Annotated in this window: 16 protein-coding genes; 8 read left to right on the top strand and 8 right to left on the bottom strand. The window is 75.4% G+C overall.

All coding sequences use genetic code 11. From position 1 onward, the window contains the following. Positions 1–150 precede the first annotated feature (150 nt). From MUU72_RS20050 to MUU72_RS20030, 5 genes are all read left to right on the top strand, one after another. Positions 151–1,071 carry a sugar phosphate isomerase/epimerase family protein gene (locus MUU72_RS20050; RefSeq protein ID WP_248014701.1) on the top strand — a complete coding sequence of 307 codons (921 nt, stop codon included), beginning with the start codon at positions 151–153 and terminating at the stop codon, positions 1,069–1,071. A 71-nt stretch (positions 1,072–1,142) separates the two neighbouring features. Continuing rightward, complete coding sequence (locus MUU72_RS20045; RefSeq protein WP_248014727.1) at positions 1,143–2,180, top strand: Gfo/Idh/MocA family protein; 1,038 nt, start codon at positions 1,143–1,145, stop codon at positions 2,178–2,180. Between the two features lie 29 nt (positions 2,181–2,209). Then, positions 2,210–3,676: a sugar porter family MFS transporter gene (locus MUU72_RS20040; RefSeq protein ID WP_248014726.1), complete on the top strand. Its 1,467-nt coding sequence runs from the start codon at positions 2,210–2,212 to the stop codon at positions 3,674–3,676. Positions 3,677–3,768: 92 nt separating this feature from the next. Next, on the top strand, positions 3,769–4,191 hold the full coding sequence (locus MUU72_RS20035; protein WP_248014700.1) for a peptidoglycan-binding domain-containing protein: 423 nt from the start codon (positions 3,769–3,771) through the stop codon (positions 4,189–4,191). A gap of 325 nt (positions 4,192–4,516) precedes the next feature. Next, positions 4,517–4,711, top strand: a complete 195-nt coding sequence (locus tag MUU72_RS20030) for a helix-turn-helix transcriptional regulator (RefSeq protein WP_248014699.1) — start codon at positions 4,517–4,519, stop codon at positions 4,709–4,711. A gap of 356 nt (positions 4,712–5,067) precedes the next feature. On the opposite strand, the gene MUU72_RS20025 is transcribed toward MUU72_RS20030, so the two are convergent. Continuing rightward, the gene (locus MUU72_RS20025; protein WP_248014698.1) at positions 5,068–6,162 is read right to left on the bottom strand and encodes a LacI family DNA-binding transcriptional regulator; all 1,095 of its coding nucleotides are present in this window, start codon (positions 6,160–6,162) and stop codon (positions 5,068–5,070) included. 245 nt (positions 6,163–6,407) lie between these two features. Between MUU72_RS20025 and MUU72_RS20020 the strand changes: the two genes are divergently transcribed. Beyond that, complete coding sequence (locus MUU72_RS20020) at positions 6,408–7,508, top strand: Gfo/Idh/MocA family protein (protein WP_248014697.1); 1,101 nt, start codon at positions 6,408–6,410, stop codon at positions 7,506–7,508. Here the strand turns inward: MUU72_RS20020 and MUU72_RS20015 are convergent. After that, the gene (locus MUU72_RS20015; RefSeq protein WP_248014696.1) at positions 7,505–8,062 is read right to left on the bottom strand and encodes a GNAT family N-acetyltransferase; all 558 of its coding nucleotides are present in this window, start codon (positions 8,060–8,062) and stop codon (positions 7,505–7,507) included. The two genes, MUU72_RS20020 and MUU72_RS20015, sit on opposite strands and share 4 nt — an antisense overlap. A 4-nt stretch (positions 8,063–8,066) precedes the next feature. After that, positions 8,067–8,687, bottom strand: a complete 621-nt coding sequence (locus tag MUU72_RS20010; RefSeq protein WP_248014695.1) for a DedA family protein — start codon at positions 8,685–8,687, stop codon at positions 8,067–8,069. A gap of 257 nt (positions 8,688–8,944) precedes the next feature. On the opposite strand from MUU72_RS20010, the gene MUU72_RS20005 reads away from it, so the two are divergent. Next, positions 8,945–9,232: a heavy-metal-associated domain-containing protein gene (locus MUU72_RS20005; RefSeq protein WP_248014694.1), complete on the top strand. Its 288-nt coding sequence runs from the start codon at positions 8,945–8,947 to the stop codon at positions 9,230–9,232. 689 nt (positions 9,233–9,921) lie between these two features. Here MUU72_RS20005 and MUU72_RS20000 read toward each other — a convergent pair. The 5 genes from MUU72_RS20000 to MUU72_RS19980 all read right to left on the bottom strand — a co-directional run bounded on the left by MUU72_RS20000 (position 9,922) and on the right by MUU72_RS19980 (position 16,746). Beyond that, entirely contained in the window at positions 9,922–11,211 is a 1,290-nt protein-coding gene (locus MUU72_RS20000) for a citrate synthase (RefSeq protein WP_248014693.1), read from the bottom strand. Between the two features lie 175 nt (positions 11,212–11,386). Beyond that, positions 11,387–13,597: an SF1B family DNA helicase RecD2 gene (recD2, locus tag MUU72_RS19995; protein WP_248014692.1), complete on the bottom strand. Its 2,211-nt coding sequence runs from the start codon at positions 13,595–13,597 to the stop codon at positions 11,387–11,389. 58 nt (positions 13,598–13,655) lie between these two features. After that, positions 13,656–14,492, bottom strand: coding sequence for a sugar phosphate isomerase/epimerase family protein (locus MUU72_RS19990; protein WP_248014691.1), 837 nt, complete (start codon positions 14,490–14,492; stop codon positions 13,656–13,658). Further along, entirely contained in the window at positions 14,489–15,601 is a 1,113-nt protein-coding gene (locus MUU72_RS19985) for a dihydrodipicolinate synthase family protein (RefSeq protein WP_248014690.1), read from the bottom strand. Before MUU72_RS19985 ends, MUU72_RS19990 begins: the two co-directional genes overlap by 4 nt. Further along, on the bottom strand, positions 15,598–16,746 hold the full coding sequence (locus MUU72_RS19980; protein WP_248014689.1) for a Gfo/Idh/MocA family protein: 1,149 nt from the start codon (positions 16,744–16,746) through the stop codon (positions 15,598–15,600). Before MUU72_RS19980 ends, MUU72_RS19985 begins: the two co-directional genes overlap by 4 nt. A 291-nt stretch (positions 16,747–17,037) precedes the next feature. On the opposite strand from MUU72_RS19980, the gene MUU72_RS19975 reads away from it, so the two are divergent. Then, the gene (locus tag MUU72_RS19975) at positions 17,038–17,850 is read left to right on the top strand and encodes a sugar phosphate isomerase/epimerase family protein (RefSeq protein WP_248014725.1); all 813 of its coding nucleotides are present in this window, start codon (positions 17,038–17,040) and stop codon (positions 17,848–17,850) included. Positions 17,851–18,000: the final 150 nt, after the last annotated feature.

Genomic DNA, 18,000 nt, shown 5'->3' with positions numbered 1-18,000 from the left:
ACGTCAAACAAGAGCTGAACACCCCTCACGTCCTTAAGTCCTTATGTCAGGACGAAGTCTTGACACTCCCCAGGGCGGCAGCGAGGCTGTGCCCCACAACCCACCCAGCGCCTCCCGGTCACCGCCGACCGGCGAGAGGAGAGCCGCAGCATGTCCGCACCCCCTGCCGCCTCGCCCGTCCTGGACCGCCTCCGCATCGGGTCCGCCCCCGACTCCTGGGGCGTGTGGTTCCCCGACGACGCCCAGCAGGTCCCCTGGCGGCGCTTCCTGGACGAGGTCGCCGAGGCCGGCTACGCGTGGATCGAACTCGGCCCGCACGGCTACCTGCCCACCGACCCCGCCGTGCTGCGCGAGGAGACCGCCCGGCGCGGCCTCGCCGTCTCGGCCGGCACCGTCTTCACCTCGCTGCACCACGGCCCGGCCGTCTGGGACCGGACCTGGGCCCACGTCACCGAAGTCGCCACCCTCGCCCGGGCGATGGACGCCTCGCACCTCGTCGTCATCCCGTCCTTCTGGCGGGACGACAAGACCGCCGAACTCCTCGAACCGCCCGAGCTGACCGTCGAGCAGTGGAAGCACCTGACCACCGGGATGGAGCGGCTGGGCAAGCGGGTCCGCGACGAGTTCGGCCTGGCCATCGCCGTCCACCCGCACGCCGACACCCACCTCGACACCGAGGAGCACGTCGAGCGCTTCCTCCACGTCACCGACTCCGACCTGGTCAACCTCTGCCTGGACACCGGCCACTACGCCTACTGCGGCGGCGACAGCGTCAAGCTGATCCGCACCTACGGCGAGCGGATCGGCTACCTCCACCTCAAGCAGGTGGACCCGGACGTGCTGCGCGACGTGATCGCCCGGGGCACCGCGTTCGGCCCGGCCGTCCGGCAGGGCGTGATGTGCGAACCGCCGCTGGGCGTCCCGGCCCTGCCGCCCGTCCTGGAGGCCGCCCAGGAGCTGGGCACCGACCTCTTCGCCATCGTGGAGCAGGACATGTACCCCTGCCCGCCCGACCGGCCGCTGCCGATCGCCCGGCGCACCCGCCGCTTCCTGCGGTCCTGCGGGGCATGAGGCGGCTCGCGGCGCGCACCGGCGCGCCCAACGGGACGGACACCGTACGGCAGAAGGGCGAGAGGGACGGCATGGGCGAGACGGGCGCGACGGGTGTGCGCGGGACGCTGGGCGTGGCGGTCATCGGCACCGGGCGGATGGGGGCCGACCACGTACGGCGCCTGGACCGCGTGATCAGCGGGGCCAGGGTGGCGGCGGTGGCCGACCTCGACGCCGGACGGGCCGCCCGGCTCGCCGCCGGCATCGACGGCGCCACCGCGTACACCGACCCGGCCGCCGCCATGGACGACCCGGCGGTGGACGCCGTGCTGATCGCCTCCCCGGGCCCGGCCCACGAGGCGGCGCTGCTGGCGGCGTTCGCCCGCGACCTGCCGGTGCTGTGCGAGAAGCCGCTGACCCCGGACGCCGCCGCCGCGCTGCGGGTCCTGGCGGCCGAGCAGGAGCTGGGCCACCGGCGCGTCCAGGTGGGCTTCATGCGCCGCTACGACGCCGGCTACCGCACCCTGAAGTCCCTGCTGGACGACGGCGCGTACGGCCGCCCGCTGATGCTGCACCACAAGCACCGCAACGCCGACACCCCGCCCGGCTTCACCGACGCCATGATGATCAACGACTCGGCGGTGCACGAGATCGACGTGACCCGCTGGCTGCTGGACGAGGAGATCACCGCCGTCCGGGTGCTGCGCCCGGCGCCCACCGGCAACGCCCCCGAGGGGCTGAGCGACCCGCAGCTGATCCTCTTCGAGACGGCCGGCGGCCGGGTCGTGGACACCGAACTCTTCGTCAACTGCGGTTTCGGCTACCAGGTCAGCTGCGAGGCGGTCTGCGAGCACGGGACCGCCCGGATCGGCGACGACCACGGGGTCTTCACCAACACCGCCGGCCACTGGGGCGGCACCATCCCGCCCGGCTTCGTGGAGCGCTTCGCGGACGCCTACGACCGGCAGGTGCAGCGCTGGGTGGACGCCACCCGGCGCGGCGAGGTCGAGGGCCCCAGCTGCTGGGACGGCTACGCGGCGGCCGCGGTGTGCGAGGCCGGGGTGCGGGCCCAGGCCACCGGGGAACGGGTCGCGGTCGAACTGGTCGAGCGCCCGGAGCTGTATCGGTGAACGGGCCGCCCACCGCCGCCCCCGGCGGCCTGACCACCGCCCCCGCCCCGCCCGCCGCCGCCACCGGCGGCGCCCGCCGCTTCGTCGTCGCCATCGCCGCGATCGCCGCGCTCGGCGGCGCCCTGTTCGGCTACGACACCGGGGTGGTCTCCGGCGCCCTGCCGTTCATGGCTCGGCACTTCGGCCTCGGCGCGCTCGGCGAGGGCGTCGTCACCAGCGCGCTGCTGATCGGCGCCGCGTTCGGCTCGCTGGCCGGCGGCCGGATGGCGGACGCGCTGGGGCGGCGCACCGCGCTGCTGTGGGCGGGCGCGGTGTTCACCGGCGGCGCGGTGGCGGTCGCGCTGGCGCCGACCGTGCCGTTCATGGCCGCCGCGCGCTGCGTCCTCGGCCTCGCCGTGGGCAGCGCCTCGGTGATCACCCCGCTCTACCTCTCCGAGATCGCACCGGCCCACCTGCGCGGCCGGCTGGTCTCGTTCAACTCCCTGATGATCGTCAGCGGCCAGCTGCTGGCGTACCTCGTCAACGCCGTACTGGCCCACTGGGCGGCCTGGCGCTGGATGCTGGGGCTGGCCGCCCTGCCCGCCGTGGCGCTGCTCCTCGGCGTCCTCTTCCTGCCGGACACGCCCCGCTGGTACCTCGGCCGGGACCGGCCGGACGAGGCCGCCGCGGTGCTGCGCCGCACCCTGCCGGCCGCCGACGTGCCCGGCGAGCTGTCCCGGATCGCCCGCGCCCGCACCCTGGAGACCGACGCCCGGCGCGGCGCCCGGCAGGAACTGCGGCGCCCCTGGGTGCGGCGGCTGCTGCTGGTGGGCATCGGGCTGGCGGTCGTCCAGCAGATCACCGGGGTCAACGCGGTCGTCTACTTCGCCCCCAGGATCCTGGCGGCCACCGGTCTGGGCACCAGCGCCGCGATCACCGCCACCCTCGCCATCGGCGCGGTCTCGGTCCTCGCCACCGCGGTCGGGATGGCGCTGATCGACCGGGTGGGCCGGCGCCCGATGCTCCTGTGGGGGCTCACCGGCATGGCGGTCTCCCTGGGGCTGCTGGGCGCGGCCTTCCACCTGCCGCACACCGCCGGCCTGAGCTACCCGGTCCTCGCCCTGATGGTGCTCTACATGGGCTTCATGCAGGCGACCCTCAACACCGGGGTGTGGCTGCTGCTCGCCGAGATGTTCCCGCTGAAGGTCCGCGGACTGGCCATGGGCGCCGCGGTGTTCGTGATGTGGCTGGTCAACTTCGGTGTCGCCCTGGCCTTCCCGGTGCTGCTCGACGCCGCCGGCCCCGGCCGCACGTGCTGGCTCTTCGCCGCGATGTGCGTGCTCTCCCTGCTCTTCTGCCACCGGTACGCACCGGAGACGAAGGGCCTGGCCCTGGAGGACCTGGAGCAGGAGCTGCGCCGGGCCGCCGGCGGGGGCGGCCCGGACGACGAGGCCGAGGAGCACGGGGCGGACGGCGCCGAGCGGCGCGCCGCGGCCCCCGGACCGTCCGCCCGATAGCCCCGGCCCTCCTCCGCCACCCCCGCGACCGCCCGCGGACCCCTCGTGCAAAGGGGTGCGCCCACCGCCGACGCGCCCCGCCCGGGGAAGCCATGGACACCGTGAACACCAACGCACCGCACGAGACGTGCGCCACCAGGGAGTCCGCGGGCCGGCCCGGGCCGGAGGGCACCGCCCCGGCGGTCCGGCGGACCGGCCTCCGCACCGCCGCCGCGGGGCTGCTGGCCGCCGGGCTGCTCACCGGCCCGGCCGCGCCCGCCGCGCCCGCCCGGCCCGCCGTCCTCGCCGCCTGCGCCTACTACCGCGGCACCGCGCCGACCGCCCCCGGCCAGCGCGGCGACCGCGTCAAGCAGGTGCAGTGCCTGCTCGCCAACCACCGCCGCCTCGCCTGGAAGGACGTCACCGGCCACTTCGGCGACCGGACCCGGGCCGCCGTCGCGGCCTTCCAGACCCGGCACCGCCTGAGGCCCACCGGCACGGTCGACACGAAGACCTGGCGGGCCCTGTACTCCTGAGCGCACGTCAGCCGCGGCGCCCCGCGGCGGTGCGGCGACGGTTCCGCGGCCGGGGCCGCCGCCCACCGCACCGCCGTGAGGTGCCGCGTCCGGTCCGTCCCGTCCGTCCCGTCCGCCTGTCCGTCCCGTCCGCGTCACAGCCGTCCGTCCTCCGTCACGGCTGTCACCATCACGCGGATCTTCCGTCACAGCCTCTCAACAGGCCCTGGCCCACGGTCACGCACCGTCGTTCCCCAGGCACAGGCTGAGTGATCCCGCCGCCGTGCGCAGCCCTGCCGAACCGGCCGGGCAACGCCTGCGCGCGGCGCCAAGGAGGTGCGCAGAGATGACCGACCGTAGGCTCTGGTCGTACAAGGAAATCGCGGCCCACATCCAGGTGCAGCCGGACACCGTGCGCTCGTACCGCAAGCACGGCCTGCTGCCCGAACCGGATCTCGTGGAGGCCGGCAAACCGTACTGGTACGCCGACACCGTCAGAGCCTGGGTGGCGCGCCGCCCGGGCCACCGCGGCCGGCAGTGAACGGCCCCTGGCCCTTCCCCGGCCGGCCCGTGCGATCGGCGGCCACCCGGCCGCCCTCGCCGCCCGGGCCGGGCACGACGTCACGCGGTGCGCGCGCCGCCCGCCCGCCGGCCGGCCTGGCGGTCGCACCGGCGGCAGCGGCGCGCCCGGTGCCGGTGCGGACGGCCACCGGCCCGGACGAGGTCTCCCCCGCCGACCGGGCCCTGGTCCGCCAGGCCCACGAACTCCAGGTGCCCGCCGCCCCGTTGCGGAGGTACGCCGCCGCCCCGCCGGGCGGCGGCACGTCGATGCCCTACGACCGGCTCGCGTACCGGGCCTGCGGGGCCGGGGCCCGGTGGCCCGGGGGCCGCCCCCGGCTACGCGGCGCCGGGCCCGCTCCGGCTTCCGCCGCCGGGCGGGGCGGATGAGCCGCGGACCGCCAGCTCCGGCGCGACGAGCCGGCGGACGGCCGGGGCCTCCGGGTGCGCCATCCGGTCCAGCAGGCAGCGGGCGGCCAGGCGGCCCACCTCGTGGCCGGCGTTGTCGACCGAGTCCAGCCAGAGGTGGCGGATCCGGGCGAGGTAGGTGTTGTCGTAGCCGACGAGCGAGAGGCCGCCGGGCACGCGGAGGCCCAGTTCCCCGGCGGCGGACAGCACCCCGATGCCGGACAGGTCGTTGAAGGCCAGGACGGCGGTCGGCCGGCCGGCGCCGCGGGCCGGGCCGAGCAGCCGCACGGCGGCGCGGTAGCCGCCCTCCTCCGTGCCGTCGCCCTGCTCCACCGCGGCGTCCGCCCCGTGGGCCCGCATCGCCGCCTCGAAACCGCGCCGGCGCAGCTCACCGACCGGGCCCCGGCCCGCGACATGGGCGATCCGGCGGTGGCCGAGACCGAGGAGGTGCTCGGTGGCGAGGCGGGCGCCGCGCTCGTCGTCGTTGGCGACGATGTCCACCCGGGGCAGGTGCGGCCCGTGGTCGCCGGCGATGACGGTCGGCAGCCGCGCGGCGGCCTCGGCGAGCCCCGCGGTGTCCGGGAGCGTGCCGGCGACCACCAGGCCGTCCACCCGCAACTCCTGGAAGGTGCGGGCGAACTCCTGGCCGGTGCGCCGGTCCAGCCGGCCGTCGGCCATCAGCATCCGCAGGCCGTGCCCGTGCAGCACGGAGTTCAGACCGTCGAGGACGTCGGTGAACCAGGGGTTGCGCAGGTCGTTCACCAGCACCCCGACGGTGTGGGTGCGCCGGGCGACCAGGCTGCGGGCGGCGGCGTTGGGCCGGTAGCCCAGCGCGTCGATGGCCTCCCGGACGGCCTGCCGCTTGGCGTCGCTGACCCGCGGCGAGCCCTGGAGGACGAGGGAGACCAGCGATTTGGAGACGCCCGCCCGCGCGGCGACGGCCCGGATCGTCGGCGGCCGCGCCGCCCCGGACCCCTGCCCGGCAGTCGGCTCCGGCGCGCCGGGGGACGCATTGGACCGTTCCATGGGCGCCGATCCTCCCATCGCGCCGGACCGGCGTCAACGCGCGGGCCCAGCCATCGGTCCGCCGCGTCCCGACGCCGAACTCGCTGACCCGCCACAAGGGTTGACATCCTGACATACGGACCTGCAAGGTGCCGGGACGGGACGTTGGACCGTTCCAATAGCGGCCCGCGGCGCCCTGCCCCCGTGGGCGGCGCCCGCCCGCGGTCCCCCGCCCGTCCCCGCCTCTCCCGAAGGGAAGCCAGCCCATGAAGATCGGCCTCATCGGAACGGGGCGCATCGGCGCGTTCCACGCCGCGACCCTGCTCGGCGTCCCCGGCGTCACCGGCCTGGTCGTCGCGGACGCGGACCCGGCGCGGGCCGCCGCGCTCGCCGGCACGCTGGGCGTACGGGCCGCGGACAGCATCGGGGAGCTGTACGCGCAAGGGGTCGACGCGGTGGTGATCACCGCCGCGACCAGCGCGCACGCCGCCCTGATCCACCAGGCACTGGACGCCCGGGTCCCGGTGTTCTGCGAGAAGCCGGTGGCGCCGGACGTGCCGGGCACGCGCGCCGTCGTGGCGCGGGCCGAGGCCGGCACCGTGCCCGTGCAGATCGGCTTCCAGCGGCGGTTCGACGCCGGGTACCGGGCCGCCCGCGCGGCGCTGCGCGCCGGCGAGCTGGGCCGGCTGCACACCCTGCGCGCCTGCACCGGCGACCAGGCGCCGCCGCCCGCGGACTTCATCCCGACCTCCGGCGGGCTGTTCCGGGACTGCGGCATCCACGACTTCGACATCATGCGCTGGCTGACCGGCCACGAGGTGGTCTCGGTCTACGCCCAGGGCACCCAGCGCGGCGCGGCCTTCTTCGCCGAGGCCGACGACGTCGACACCGGCGCCGCGCTGCTGCGCTTCGACGACGACACGCTGGCCACCGTCACCGCGACCCGCTACAACGGCGCGGGCCACGACGTGCGGCTGGAGGTCTGCGGCTCCGCGGGCGCCCGCTTCGTCGGGCTGGACGACCGGGCCCCGCTGCCGTCCGCCGAACCGGCGCTGTCCTGGCGCCGGGCCGCGCCGTACGCGACGTTCATGGAGCGCTTCCACGACGCGTACGTGGCCGAGCTGACGGCCTTCGTCGCGGTGGCCGCCGGCCGGGCGCCGAGCCCCTGCACCCCGGCCGAGGCGCTGGAGGCGCTCTACGTCGCGGAGGCGTGCGACCGCTCCCGGCGCACCGGCCTGCCGGTATCCCTCGACGACGTCCGCTCCGCCCCACTCGGCACCGACCCGACCGGCACGGACCCGGCCCGCGGCACGCCGGGGCCGCCCGGGACCGCCACCGGCACGCCCCTCCCTCCGGCCGCTTCCTAGTGGGTGTCCGCCCCCGTCTCCGTCTCCCGGAGGGGTATGTACCAGTCGTTGGCCCGCAGCGGGTGCCCCGGCGGGTAGGCGACCTCGCACTCCCCCGCGAGGCGGAAACCGGCCCGGCGGCAGACCGCGTTGGACGCCGCGTTGGCCACCGAAGGGTAGGCGTGGACGGTACTGCGGAGGCCCTCGGCGGCGGCCGCGGCGAGGACCTGGCGGACCGCGGCGACCGCGATGCCCCGGCCCTGGAAGGCGGACAGCACGCTCCAGCCCGCCTCGTAGACGGCCTCCCCGCCCCACTCCGCGGCCCAGAACCCGGCCGTGCCCACCGCCTCCCGCCCCGGCAGGAGCAGGATGCGGTACATCCGGCCCGGTCCCTCGACCGCGAGGTACCTGCGGTGTCTGCGGACGAGCTGCTCCTCGGTCTCGGGGCCGCCGAGATACCGCGTCATCGCGGGGGTGTTGGCCTGCCGCAGCAGGGGGAGTCCGGCCGCCGTCCACGGCGCGATCCGCACCCGCGCCGGGCCGGCCCGCGCTGTCCGTTCCGTCTCTTCCGCCATGACCTCAACGGTACGGGCGGCCACTGACAGTCACCGTCGCGGCGGCCGACGGCGGCCGCCCGGCGGCGCGGGCGCGCGGGGCGCGGCGGCGGGCGGCCCGCTGGACGGCGAGGCCGGTGGCGGCGACGAGGACGGAGACGCCGAGGCCGATGGCCGCGGCCCACAGGGGATTGCCGGCGGCGGCGCTGCCGAGGTAGCCGAGGCCGACCGAGTAGCCCGCCCACAGGGACTCGGCGAGCGCGGCACCGAGGGCGTACTTGCGGAGCGGGTAGCGCAGGAATCCGGAGGCCAGGGCTCCGGCGATCCGGCCGCTGGGCAGGAAGCGCACGGCGGCCACGAACGGCAGGCCGTGCCGGCGGATCCGCGCGGAGGTCCGGACGAGGAGGGCGCGGCGGCGCGGGCGGCGCAGCATCCAGGCGCGCACCGGGCCGCCGAAGCGCCGTGCGGCGAGGTACATCAGGACGTCCCCCAGCAGGGCGCTGCCGGCGACCGTCACCAGGACCACGGGGAGCGCCGCGCGGCCCTGCGAGGCCAGCGCGCCGGCGGCGGCCAGCAGCGCGGAGTTGGGCACCAGCGGCGGCAGCGTGGTGGCCGCCAGCAGTCCGCAGAGGGCGGGTACGTCCATCCCGGCCGCCTCCTCGGATCCGCGCCCCGAGCCCGTACCCCCAGACTCCCGCGCGGCGCGGCGGGCGGCAACGCGTGCGAGGCGGACCACGCCGCTTGGCTTCATACCCCCTGGGGGTATACAGTGACGGCAGCTGGAAGGGCGACACCGGCCGCCACCGCACCCCCACCCGCCCCACGGGCAGCACACTGGGCACAGCGGCCGCATCGGCCCGTACCGGCACATGTCGGCACACACGGCACCACGAGGAGAGATCCATGGCTGAGAACAGCTCCTGCTGCACCCCCGAGGGCTCCTGCCACTCCGGCGGCTCCACCGCCGTCCAGGACGGCGCGGTGACCACCGTCTACAAGGTCACCGGGATGACCTGTGGGCACTGCGAGGGCGCGGTGTCGTCCGAGATCGGCGAGCTGGCCGGGGTCAGCTCGGTGCAGGCGGTCGCGGCGACCGGCCTGGTGACGGTCGTCTCCGAGGCGCCGCTGGACGAGGCCGCGGTGCGCGCGGCGGTCGACGAGGCGGGCTACGAGCTCACGGGCCAGGTCTGAGCCCCGCCACACCCCGCGCTCCCCGACGAGGCGCAGGACGCACCCGCTCCGGCGGGACGCCCTGCGCCTCGCGCGTATCGGGAGAATCGGCCGGACGGCCGGACACCGGAGGCAATCGCCGCAGACCGGGACGATCAACGGCGAACGGTCGTCACCTCGGGGTGCGCCCGCAAAATTTCACACGGCCCTTACAACTGACACAACACCCATACCTCAAGGCGCCGATCTCCAAATGGAAGCCCTTGACCAGATTCGCCCCTATATGGCATGAGACCCAGATCACACTCATCGCAACGTAACCATCGAGGGGGGTCGGGAGTCTAACCGGGCAGTGCAGGCACCCCGGCGGGGCTTGCACTGCGAAAGCCGTGCCGGTCTTGGGGGACCGCGCCCGGCTCCGCGTTGGCCGGGGCGACGCGCCCGGGGAGCTTTGAGCGGCCCTCCCGAATGTGCGCGTCCCGGCAGAGCGCGGTGCAACCCGGAACGCCCGGACGGATCCCGTGGGGGGAATCCGCACCGGGACATGGGAAGCGCCCCGCACTCTGGACCCGTGGGGGGATCCGGAGGCGGGGCGCTTTCGTTTTCCGCCCGCCGCGGCCGCGCGGGCGGAAGCGGGGGCGGTTTACGCGATTATCGATCACCGGTGCGCGGCAGCGGGGCTCGGTCCGGCCGCCGCGCGGCGGCGGGGCTCAGCGCTCCTGGACGGGCACGAAGTCGCGCTCGACGACGCCGGTGTAGACCTGGCGCGGGCGGCCGATGCGGGAACCGGGCTCGGTGATCATCTCGTGCCACTGGGCGATCCAGCCGGGCAGCCGGCCGAGCGCGAAGAGCACGGTGAACATCTCGGTCGGGAAGCCCATCGCGCGGTAGATCAGGCCGGTGTAGAAGTCGACGTTCGGGTAGAGCTTGCGCTCGACGAAGTAGTCGTCGGCCAGCGCGTGCTCCTCCAGCTTCAGGGCGATGTCGAGGAGCTCGTCCTCCTTGCCCAGCGCCGAGAGGACGTCGTGCGCCGCCGCCTTGATGATCTTCGCCCGGGGGTCGAAGTTCTTGTAGACGCGGTGCCCGAAGCCCATCAGCTTCACGCCGTCTTCCTTGTTCTTCACCTTGCGGATGAAGGTGTCGACGTCGCCGCCGGCGTCCCGGATGCCCTCCAGCATCTCCAGCACCGACTGGTTGGCGCCGCCGTGCAGGGGGCCCCAGAGGGCGTTGATGCCCGCCGAGATCGAGGCGAAGAGGTTCGCCTGCGAGGAGCCGACCAGGCGCACCGTGGACGTCGAGCAGTTCTGCTCGTGGTCCGCGTGCAGGATCAGCAGCTTGTCCAGGGCGCTGACCACGACCGGGTCCAGCTCGTACTCGGCGGCCGGGACCGAGAAGGTCATCCGCAGGAAGTTCTCGACATAGCCGAGCTCGTTGCTGGGGTAGACGACCGGGTGGCCGACCGACTTCTTGTAGGCGTAGGCCGCGATGGTCGGGAGCTTGGCCAGCAGGCGGATCGTCGACAGGTGCCGCTGCCGCTCGTCGAACGGGTTGTGGCTGTCCTGGTAGAACGTCGACAGCGCGCTGACCACGGAGGACAGCATGGCCATCGGGTGGGCGTCCCGCGGGAAGCCGTCGTAGAAGCGCTTGACGTCCTCGTGCAGCAGGGTGTGGTACGTGATGTCCTGCTTGAAGTTCGCCAGCTCGTCGACGGTGGGCAGCTCGCCGTGGATGAGGAGGTACGCGGTCTCCACGAACGTGCTGCGCTCGGCGAGCTGCTCGATCGGGTAGCCGCGGTACCGCAGGATGCCCTTTTCACCGTCGAGGTAGGTGATCGCGGACTTGTACGCCGCGGTGTTGCCGTAACCGGAATCCAGGGTCACCAGACCGGTCTGGGCGCGCAGCTTCGAGATGTCGAAGCCCTTGTCGCCGACCGAGCTGTCGACGATCGGGTAGCTGTATTCGCCGTCCCCGTAACGCAGTACTACAGAGTTGTCGCTCACGTCATCCCTCACCGACGTTGTGCCTCTTCTTCGAGGTGCCCTGACTGCCTATACCTTCCCCCATTTGGACCTTGGATGTGCACTCGGGGTCGGCCATAGGGCCTCATCGCGGCACTCAGTGCCGCGATGCTGTCCATCCTGCCCCCGTTCGCCCCGATGGGAAAAGGGGGCGGCCTCAGATCGCTCCGGCGAGTCGGTGGTCCAGCGCGGTATGCCTCCGACCGGCGGAAACCGTGCGGACGGCCTGGCCGAGGGCCCGGCGGGAGCCGACCAGCACCACCAGCCGTTTCGCCCGGGTCACAGCGGTATAGAGCAGATTGCGCTGGAGCATCATCCAGGCGCTGGTGGTGACCGGAATCACCACGGCCGGGTACTCGCTCCCCTGGGAGCGGTGGATCGTCACCGCGTAGGCGTGGGCCAGTTCATCCAGTTCGCCGAAGTCGTAGGGCACCTCCTCGTCCTCGTCGGTGCGGACCGTCAGGCGCTGCTCGACGGGGTCGAGGGCGGTGACCACTCCCACCGTGCCGTTGAAGACGCCGTTGCGACCCTTGTCGTAGTTGTTCCGGATCTGGGTGACCTTGTCGCCGACGCGGAAGACCCGGCCGCCGAAGCGGCGCTCGGGGAGGTCGGGGCGGGCCGGGGTCACCGCCTGCTGGAGCAGGCCGTTGAGCGCGCCGGCCCCGGCCGGGCCGCGGTGCATCGGGGTGAGGACCTGCACGTCCCGGCGCGGGTCCAGGCCGAACTTCGCGGGGATGCGGCGCGCCACCACATCGACCGTGAGCCGGGCGGCCTCCTCCGCGTCCTCCTCGGGAAACAGGAAGAAATCCGCGAGTCCGCTGGTCAGCGGGGGGACGCCGGAGTTGATGCGGTGTGCGTTGGTGACCACGCCGGACTGCTGGGCCTGGCGGAAGATGCGCGTCAGCCGGACCGCCGGCACCGGCCCCGGCTCGGCCAGCAGATCGCGCAGCACCTCGCCGGCGCCCACCGACGGCAGCTGGTCCACATCGCCGACCAGCAGCAGGTGGGCGCCCGGCGGGACCGCCTTGACGAGCTTGTTCGCCAGCAGCAGATCGAGCATGGACGCCTCGTCCACGACGACCAGATCGGCGTCCAGCGGGCGGTCCGCGTCGTAGGCGGCGTCCCCGCCGGGCTTGAGCTCCAGCAGGCGGTGGACGGTGGAGGCGTCCGCGCCCGTCAGCTCCGCCAGCCGCTTGGCCGCCCGGCCCGTGGGCGCGGCCAGCACCACCGTGGCCCCTTTGGCGCGGGCCAGCTCGACCACCGAGCGGACCGTGAAGGATTTGCCGCAGCCGGGGCCGCCGGTGAGCACGGCGACCTTGCGGGACAGCGCGAGCCGGACCGCGGCCTGCTGCTCGGGCGCCAGCTGCGCGCCCGTGCGCCGCGCCAGCCAGGCCAGCGCCCGCTCCCAGTCCACGTCCTGGAAGGCGGGCATCCGGTCCTCGGGGGCGCGCAGCAGGCCGGTCAGCCGGCCGGCCAGGGAGCGCTCGGCGCGGTGGAACGGCACGAGATACACCGCGGTGACCGGCGCACCGTCCTCCGCCCCGGGGACCTTCTCGCGGACCACGCCCTCGGGGTCCGCGGCGAGTTCGGCCAGGCAGTCGATGACCAGGCCGGTGTCGACCTGGAGCAACTTCACCGCGTCGGCGATGAGTTGCTCCTCGGGCAGGAAGCAGTGGCCCTGGTCGGCGGACTGCGACAGGGCGTACTGGAGGCCGGACTTGACCCGCTCGGGGCTGTCGTGCGGGATGCCGACGGACTGCGCGATCCGGTCGGCGGTCAGGAAGCCGATGCCCCAGACGTCGGCGGCCAGGCGGTAGGGCTCGTTGCGCACCACGGAGATGGCGGCGTCGCCGTACTTCTTGTAGATGCGGACCGCGAGGGAGGTGGAGACGCCGACGCCCTGGAGGAAGACCATGACCTCCTTGATGGCCTTCTGCTCCTCCCAAGCGGCGCCGATCAGCCGGGTGCGCTTGGGGCCGAGGCCGGGCACCTCGATCAGGCGGCCCGGCTCCTGCTCGATCACGTCGAGGGTCCGGATGCCGAAGTGCTCGGTGATGCGGTCGGCGATCCGGGGTCCGATGCCCTTGATCAGCCCCGAGCCCAGATAGCGGCGGATGCCCTGGACGGTGGCCGGGAGGACGGTGACGTAATTCTCCACCGTGAACTGCCTGCCGTACTGGGGGTGGGAGCCCCAGCGGCCCTCCAGCCGGAGCGACTCCCCCGGCTGGGCGCCCAGCAGCGCGCCGACGACGGTGAGCAGCTCGCCGGACCCGCGGCCGGTGTCCACCCGCGCAACGGTGTAGCCGGTCTCCTCGTTGGCGTACGTGATCCGCTCCAGGACCCCTTCCACCACGGCTGCGTTGACCATGCCCCGACGGTACCGCCAGGGGGTGACAGCGGGTGCGGGAGCCGGGGGCGGGGCCCGGTCAGGCGACGTGGGCGGTGAAGCGCGCGACGACCTCGGCCAGCACCTCGGCGCCGTCCCGGGACCACAGGGCGGGGTTGAAGATCTCCACCTCCAGGGGGCCGCGGTAGCCGGCCGCACCGGCGCGGGCGCACAGGCCGCGCAGGTCCACCGACCCGTCTCCCAGCTGCCCGCGGCCCAGCAGGACGCCCTCGGGCAGCGGCGTGACCCAGTCGGCGAGCTGGACCAGCACGATCCGGGCGCCGGCGCGGGCCAGTTGGCGGTCCAGGGTGTCGTCCCACCACAGGTGGTAGGTGTCGACCACCACGCCCACCCGGTCGGCGGGGAAGCGCTCGGCCAGGTCCAGGGCCTGGCCGAGGGTGGAGACCACGCACCGGTCGGCGGCGTACATCGGGTGGAGCGGTTCCAGGGCCAGCCGGACGCCGTGCGCGGCGGCGTACGGGGCGAGTGCGGCGAGCGCGTCGGCGACCCGCTCGCGGGCGCCGGGCAGGTCCCGGCTGCCGGGCGGCAGGCCGCCGGAGACCAGGACCAGGGTGCCGGTCCCCAGGGCCGCGGCCTCCTCGATGGCGGCCCGGTTGTCCGCCAGGGCCGCCCGGCGCTCCCCCCGGTCCTCGGCGGTGAAGAACCCGCCGCGGCACAGGCTGGTGACGGTGAGCCCGGCGTCCCGGACGAGCCGGGCGGCGGCCGCCACCCCGTACTCCCGCACCGGCGCGCGCCACAGGCCGACGCCGCGCACGCCCGCCCGGGCGCAGCCGGCCGCGAGCTCGGGCAGCGACCACTGGCGGACGGTCTCCTGATTGAGGCTCAGGCGGGCCGGGGGCGGGGGTGCGCCGGTCATCCGCGGCTCAGCTCCCCGGCGCCGTGGACGGTCAGCAGGGCCCGCATCCGGGCGGCGGCCAGCTCCCGGTCGGGGAAGAGGCCGAGGCCGTCGGCGAGGTGGTACGCGCGGTGCAGGTGGGGCAGGGAGCGGGCCGCGTGCAGGCCGCCGACCATGGTGAAGTGCGCCTGGTGGCCGGCCAGCCAGGCGAGCAGCACCACACCGGTCTTGTAGTACGGGGTGGGCGCCTCGAAGAGGTGGCGGGCCAGCGGCACCGTCGGGTCCAGGACGGCGCGGAAGCCGGCCGGGTCGCCGGCGTCCAGGTGGCGCAGCGCCGCGGCGGCCAGCGGGGCCAGCGGGTCGAGGACGCCCAGCAGGGCGTCGCTGAAGCCGTGCGCGTCCCCGGCGATCAGCCCGGGGTAGTGGAAGTCGTCGCCCGTGTAGCAGCGCACGCCCGCCGGGAGGCGGCGGCGCAGCCGCACCTCGTGGGCGGCGTCCAGCAGGGAGACCTTGACGCCGTCCACCGCGCCGGGGTGGTCGGCGATCAGGTCCAGCAGGGTGCCGGCGGCGGTGTCCGGGTCGTCGCTGCCCCAGTAGCCGGTCAGGGCCGGGTCGAAGGCCGGGCCGAGCCAGTGCAGGATCACCGGGCGGGCGGACTGGCGCAGCAGGGGGCCGTAGACGGCGTGGTAGTCGTCCGGGCCGGCGGCCAGTGCGGCGAGCCGGCGGGAGGCCATCAGGACCGGCTGGGCGCCCGCCTCCTCGACGGCGGCGAGCTGCTCCTCGTAGGCGGCGCGGACGTCGGCGAGGGTGCCGGCGGCGGGCGGGAGCTGGTCGGTGCCGGCGCCGCAGACCAGGTGGCCGCCGGTGGCCCGGGCCTCGGCGCCGGTGCGGCGGATGAGTTCCGCGGCGGCCGGCCAGTCCAGGCCCATCCCGCGCTGCGCGGTGTCCATCGCCTCGGCGACGCCCAGCCCGTGCGCCCACAGGTGGTGGCGGAAGGCGAGGGTGGCGTCCCAGTCGAGGGCGGCCGGGCCGTCCGGGGTGGTCCCGGTCAGCGGGTCGGCGACCACGTGGGCGGCGGCCAGGAGCGTACGGGAGCGCGGCGGTGCCCCGGGGGGCGGCGGGGTGGTCACCGGGGCAGCTCCGGGACGGCGAGCCGGCGGCCCTCGGCGGAGGAGCGCAGACCCAGTTCGGCGAGCTGCACGCCGCGGGCGCCCGCCCACAGGTCGCGGTCCCAGGGCGCGCCGGTCACCACGTGCCGCAGGAACAGCTCCCACTGGGCCTGGAAGGCGTTGGCGAACTCCCCGTTGTCGGGGACCTCCTGCCACTGGTCGCGGAACGGCTCGGCGGACGGCACGTCGGGGTTCCAGACCGGTCGGGGGGTGGTGGCGCGGTGCTGGACGCGGCAGCGGCGCAGCCCGGCGACGGCGGAGCCCTCGGTGCCGTCCACCTGGAACTCCAGCAGCTCGTCGCGGTGCACCCGCACCGCCCAGGAGGAGTTGAGCTGGGCGAGCACACCGCCGTCGAGCTCGAAGAGCGCGTAGGCGGCGTCGTCGGCGGTCGCCGCGTAGGGGGCGCCGGACTCGTCCCAGCGGCGCGGGAGGTGGGTGGCGACCCGGGCCTGGACGGCGCGGACCGGCCCGAACAGGTCGTGCAGGACGTACTCCCAGTGCGGGAACATGTCCGCGGCGATACCGCCGCCGTCCTCGGCGCGGTAGTTCCAGGAGGGCCGCTGGGCCGGCTGGACGTCCCCTTCGAAGACCCAGTAGCCGAACTCGCCCCGCACCGACAGCACCCGGCCGAAGAAGCCGCTGTCCAGGAGGCGGCGGAGCTTGCGCAGACCGGGGAGGAAGAGCTTGTCCTGGACGACGCCGTGCCGGACGCCGGCCTCCTGGGCGAGGCGGGCGAGTTCCAGCGCGCCGGTGAGGGTGGTGGCGGTGGGCTTCTCCACGTAGACGTGCTTGCCGGCGGCGATCGCGCGCCGCACGGCCGCCTCGCGGGCCGCGGTGATCTGCGCGTCGAAGTAGACCTCGACGCCGTCGTCGCCGAGGACCGTGTCGAGGTCGGTGCTCCAGCTCAGGCCGTGCCGTTCGGCCAGCGCCCGCACCCGGGGCGCGGAGCGGCCGACGAGCACCGGCTCCGGCCACAGCACCGTGGTCGCGTCGAGGGGGAGCCCGCCCTGGTCGCGCAGGGCGAGGAGGGAGCGGACCAGGTGCTGGCGGTGTCCCATGCGCCCGGTCACGCCGTTCATGGCGATGCGTACGGTCCTGCGGGTCACGGCCCGGCCTCCCGGTGGGTGGGGGGTAGCGGTGGTGGGAGCAGGTGGCGGGTGAGCGCCCTGTCGCGTGCAGGGACGCTAGCCCGCGGGCCGGGCCACCGGCAAGACGGCGCCCTGGCACGGCTGTTCGGGCCGCAGGGTGCCGCGCCGGGTGCGGGACGGGGTGCGGGACGGGTCCGGCCGGCCCGGCCGGGGAAGACAGCCGGTGCGGGCGGCAGGGCGGCAGGGCGCACGGGAGGCGCGATGGGTGACGTGGGGGACGGCGCGAGGGGTGGCGGCGGTGCGGCGGGGGTGCGGCTGGCGTTCTCGACGCTCGGGGTGCCGGGGATGCCGGTGGACGCGGTGGCCCGGCTGGCCGCGGGGTGCGGCTACCAGGGCGTGGAGCTGCGCGCGCACCCGGAGGAGCCGGTGCACCCGGGGCTGGGGCCGGACCGGCGGGCCGCCGTGCGCGACCGGTTCGCGGACGCCGGGGTCGCGGTGCTGGCCGTCGCCGGGTACGCACGCGTCGCCGCCGAGTGCGCCGGGGCCGCGGCCGAGGCGGCGCTGGCCCGGGAGCTGGCCGGCCTGGTGGACCTGGCCGCCGACCTCGGGGCTCCGTTCGTCCGGGTCTTCCCCGGGGGCGGCGGGCGGCCGGCCGGGCGGGCCGGTGCGGACGCGGTGCGGCGGCTGGCCGCGGTGGCGCCGCGGGCGGCGGAGCGCGGGGTACGGGTGCTGCTGGAGACCCATGACTCGCACCGCACCGGTGCGGCCGCGGCCCGGATCCTGGCGGCCGTGGACCACCCGGCGGTGGGCGCGCTGTGGGACGTGCTGCACACCTGGCTCGGCGGTGAGACCCCGGCCGCCACCCGCGCCGCGCTGGCCGGCCACCTGGGGTACGCACAGGTCAAGGACGTGGCGTCGGCCCAGGACCTGACGCCGCTGCCCCTGGGGGCGGGGGTGCTGCCGCTGCCGGCGGCGGTGGCGGCGCTCGGTCCGGCGGCCGGCGGCTGGCTGTGCTGGGAGTACGAGAAGCGGTGGTACCCCGGGGCCGCGGAGCTGCCGGGGCTGCTGGCGGCGGGCCGGGCCCACCTGGAACGGCTGCTCGGGCGGGCCGCGGGCGGCTGACGGCCGCCGCCCGGGGCGCCCCGCCGCGTCCCCCACCACACCCCCGCCCGCCCCGCAATCGCTGGGCGGCGCCGCCGTCCGCCGTCGTTGACCGGCAGGTGTTTTCCGGCTATCGGCGTCTCCTTGGAAGTTTCCTTCACATGTTCGAGG

Origin of the sequence: Streptomyces rhizoryzae, from assembly GCF_023155275.1 — a bacterium.
Classification (GTDB): domain Bacteria; phylum Actinomycetota; class Actinomycetes; order Streptomycetales; family Streptomycetaceae; genus Streptomyces; species Streptomyces rhizoryzae.
Note: the sequence above shows the minus strand (reverse complement) of the source record. Positions and strands in the feature narration are given on the sequence as shown.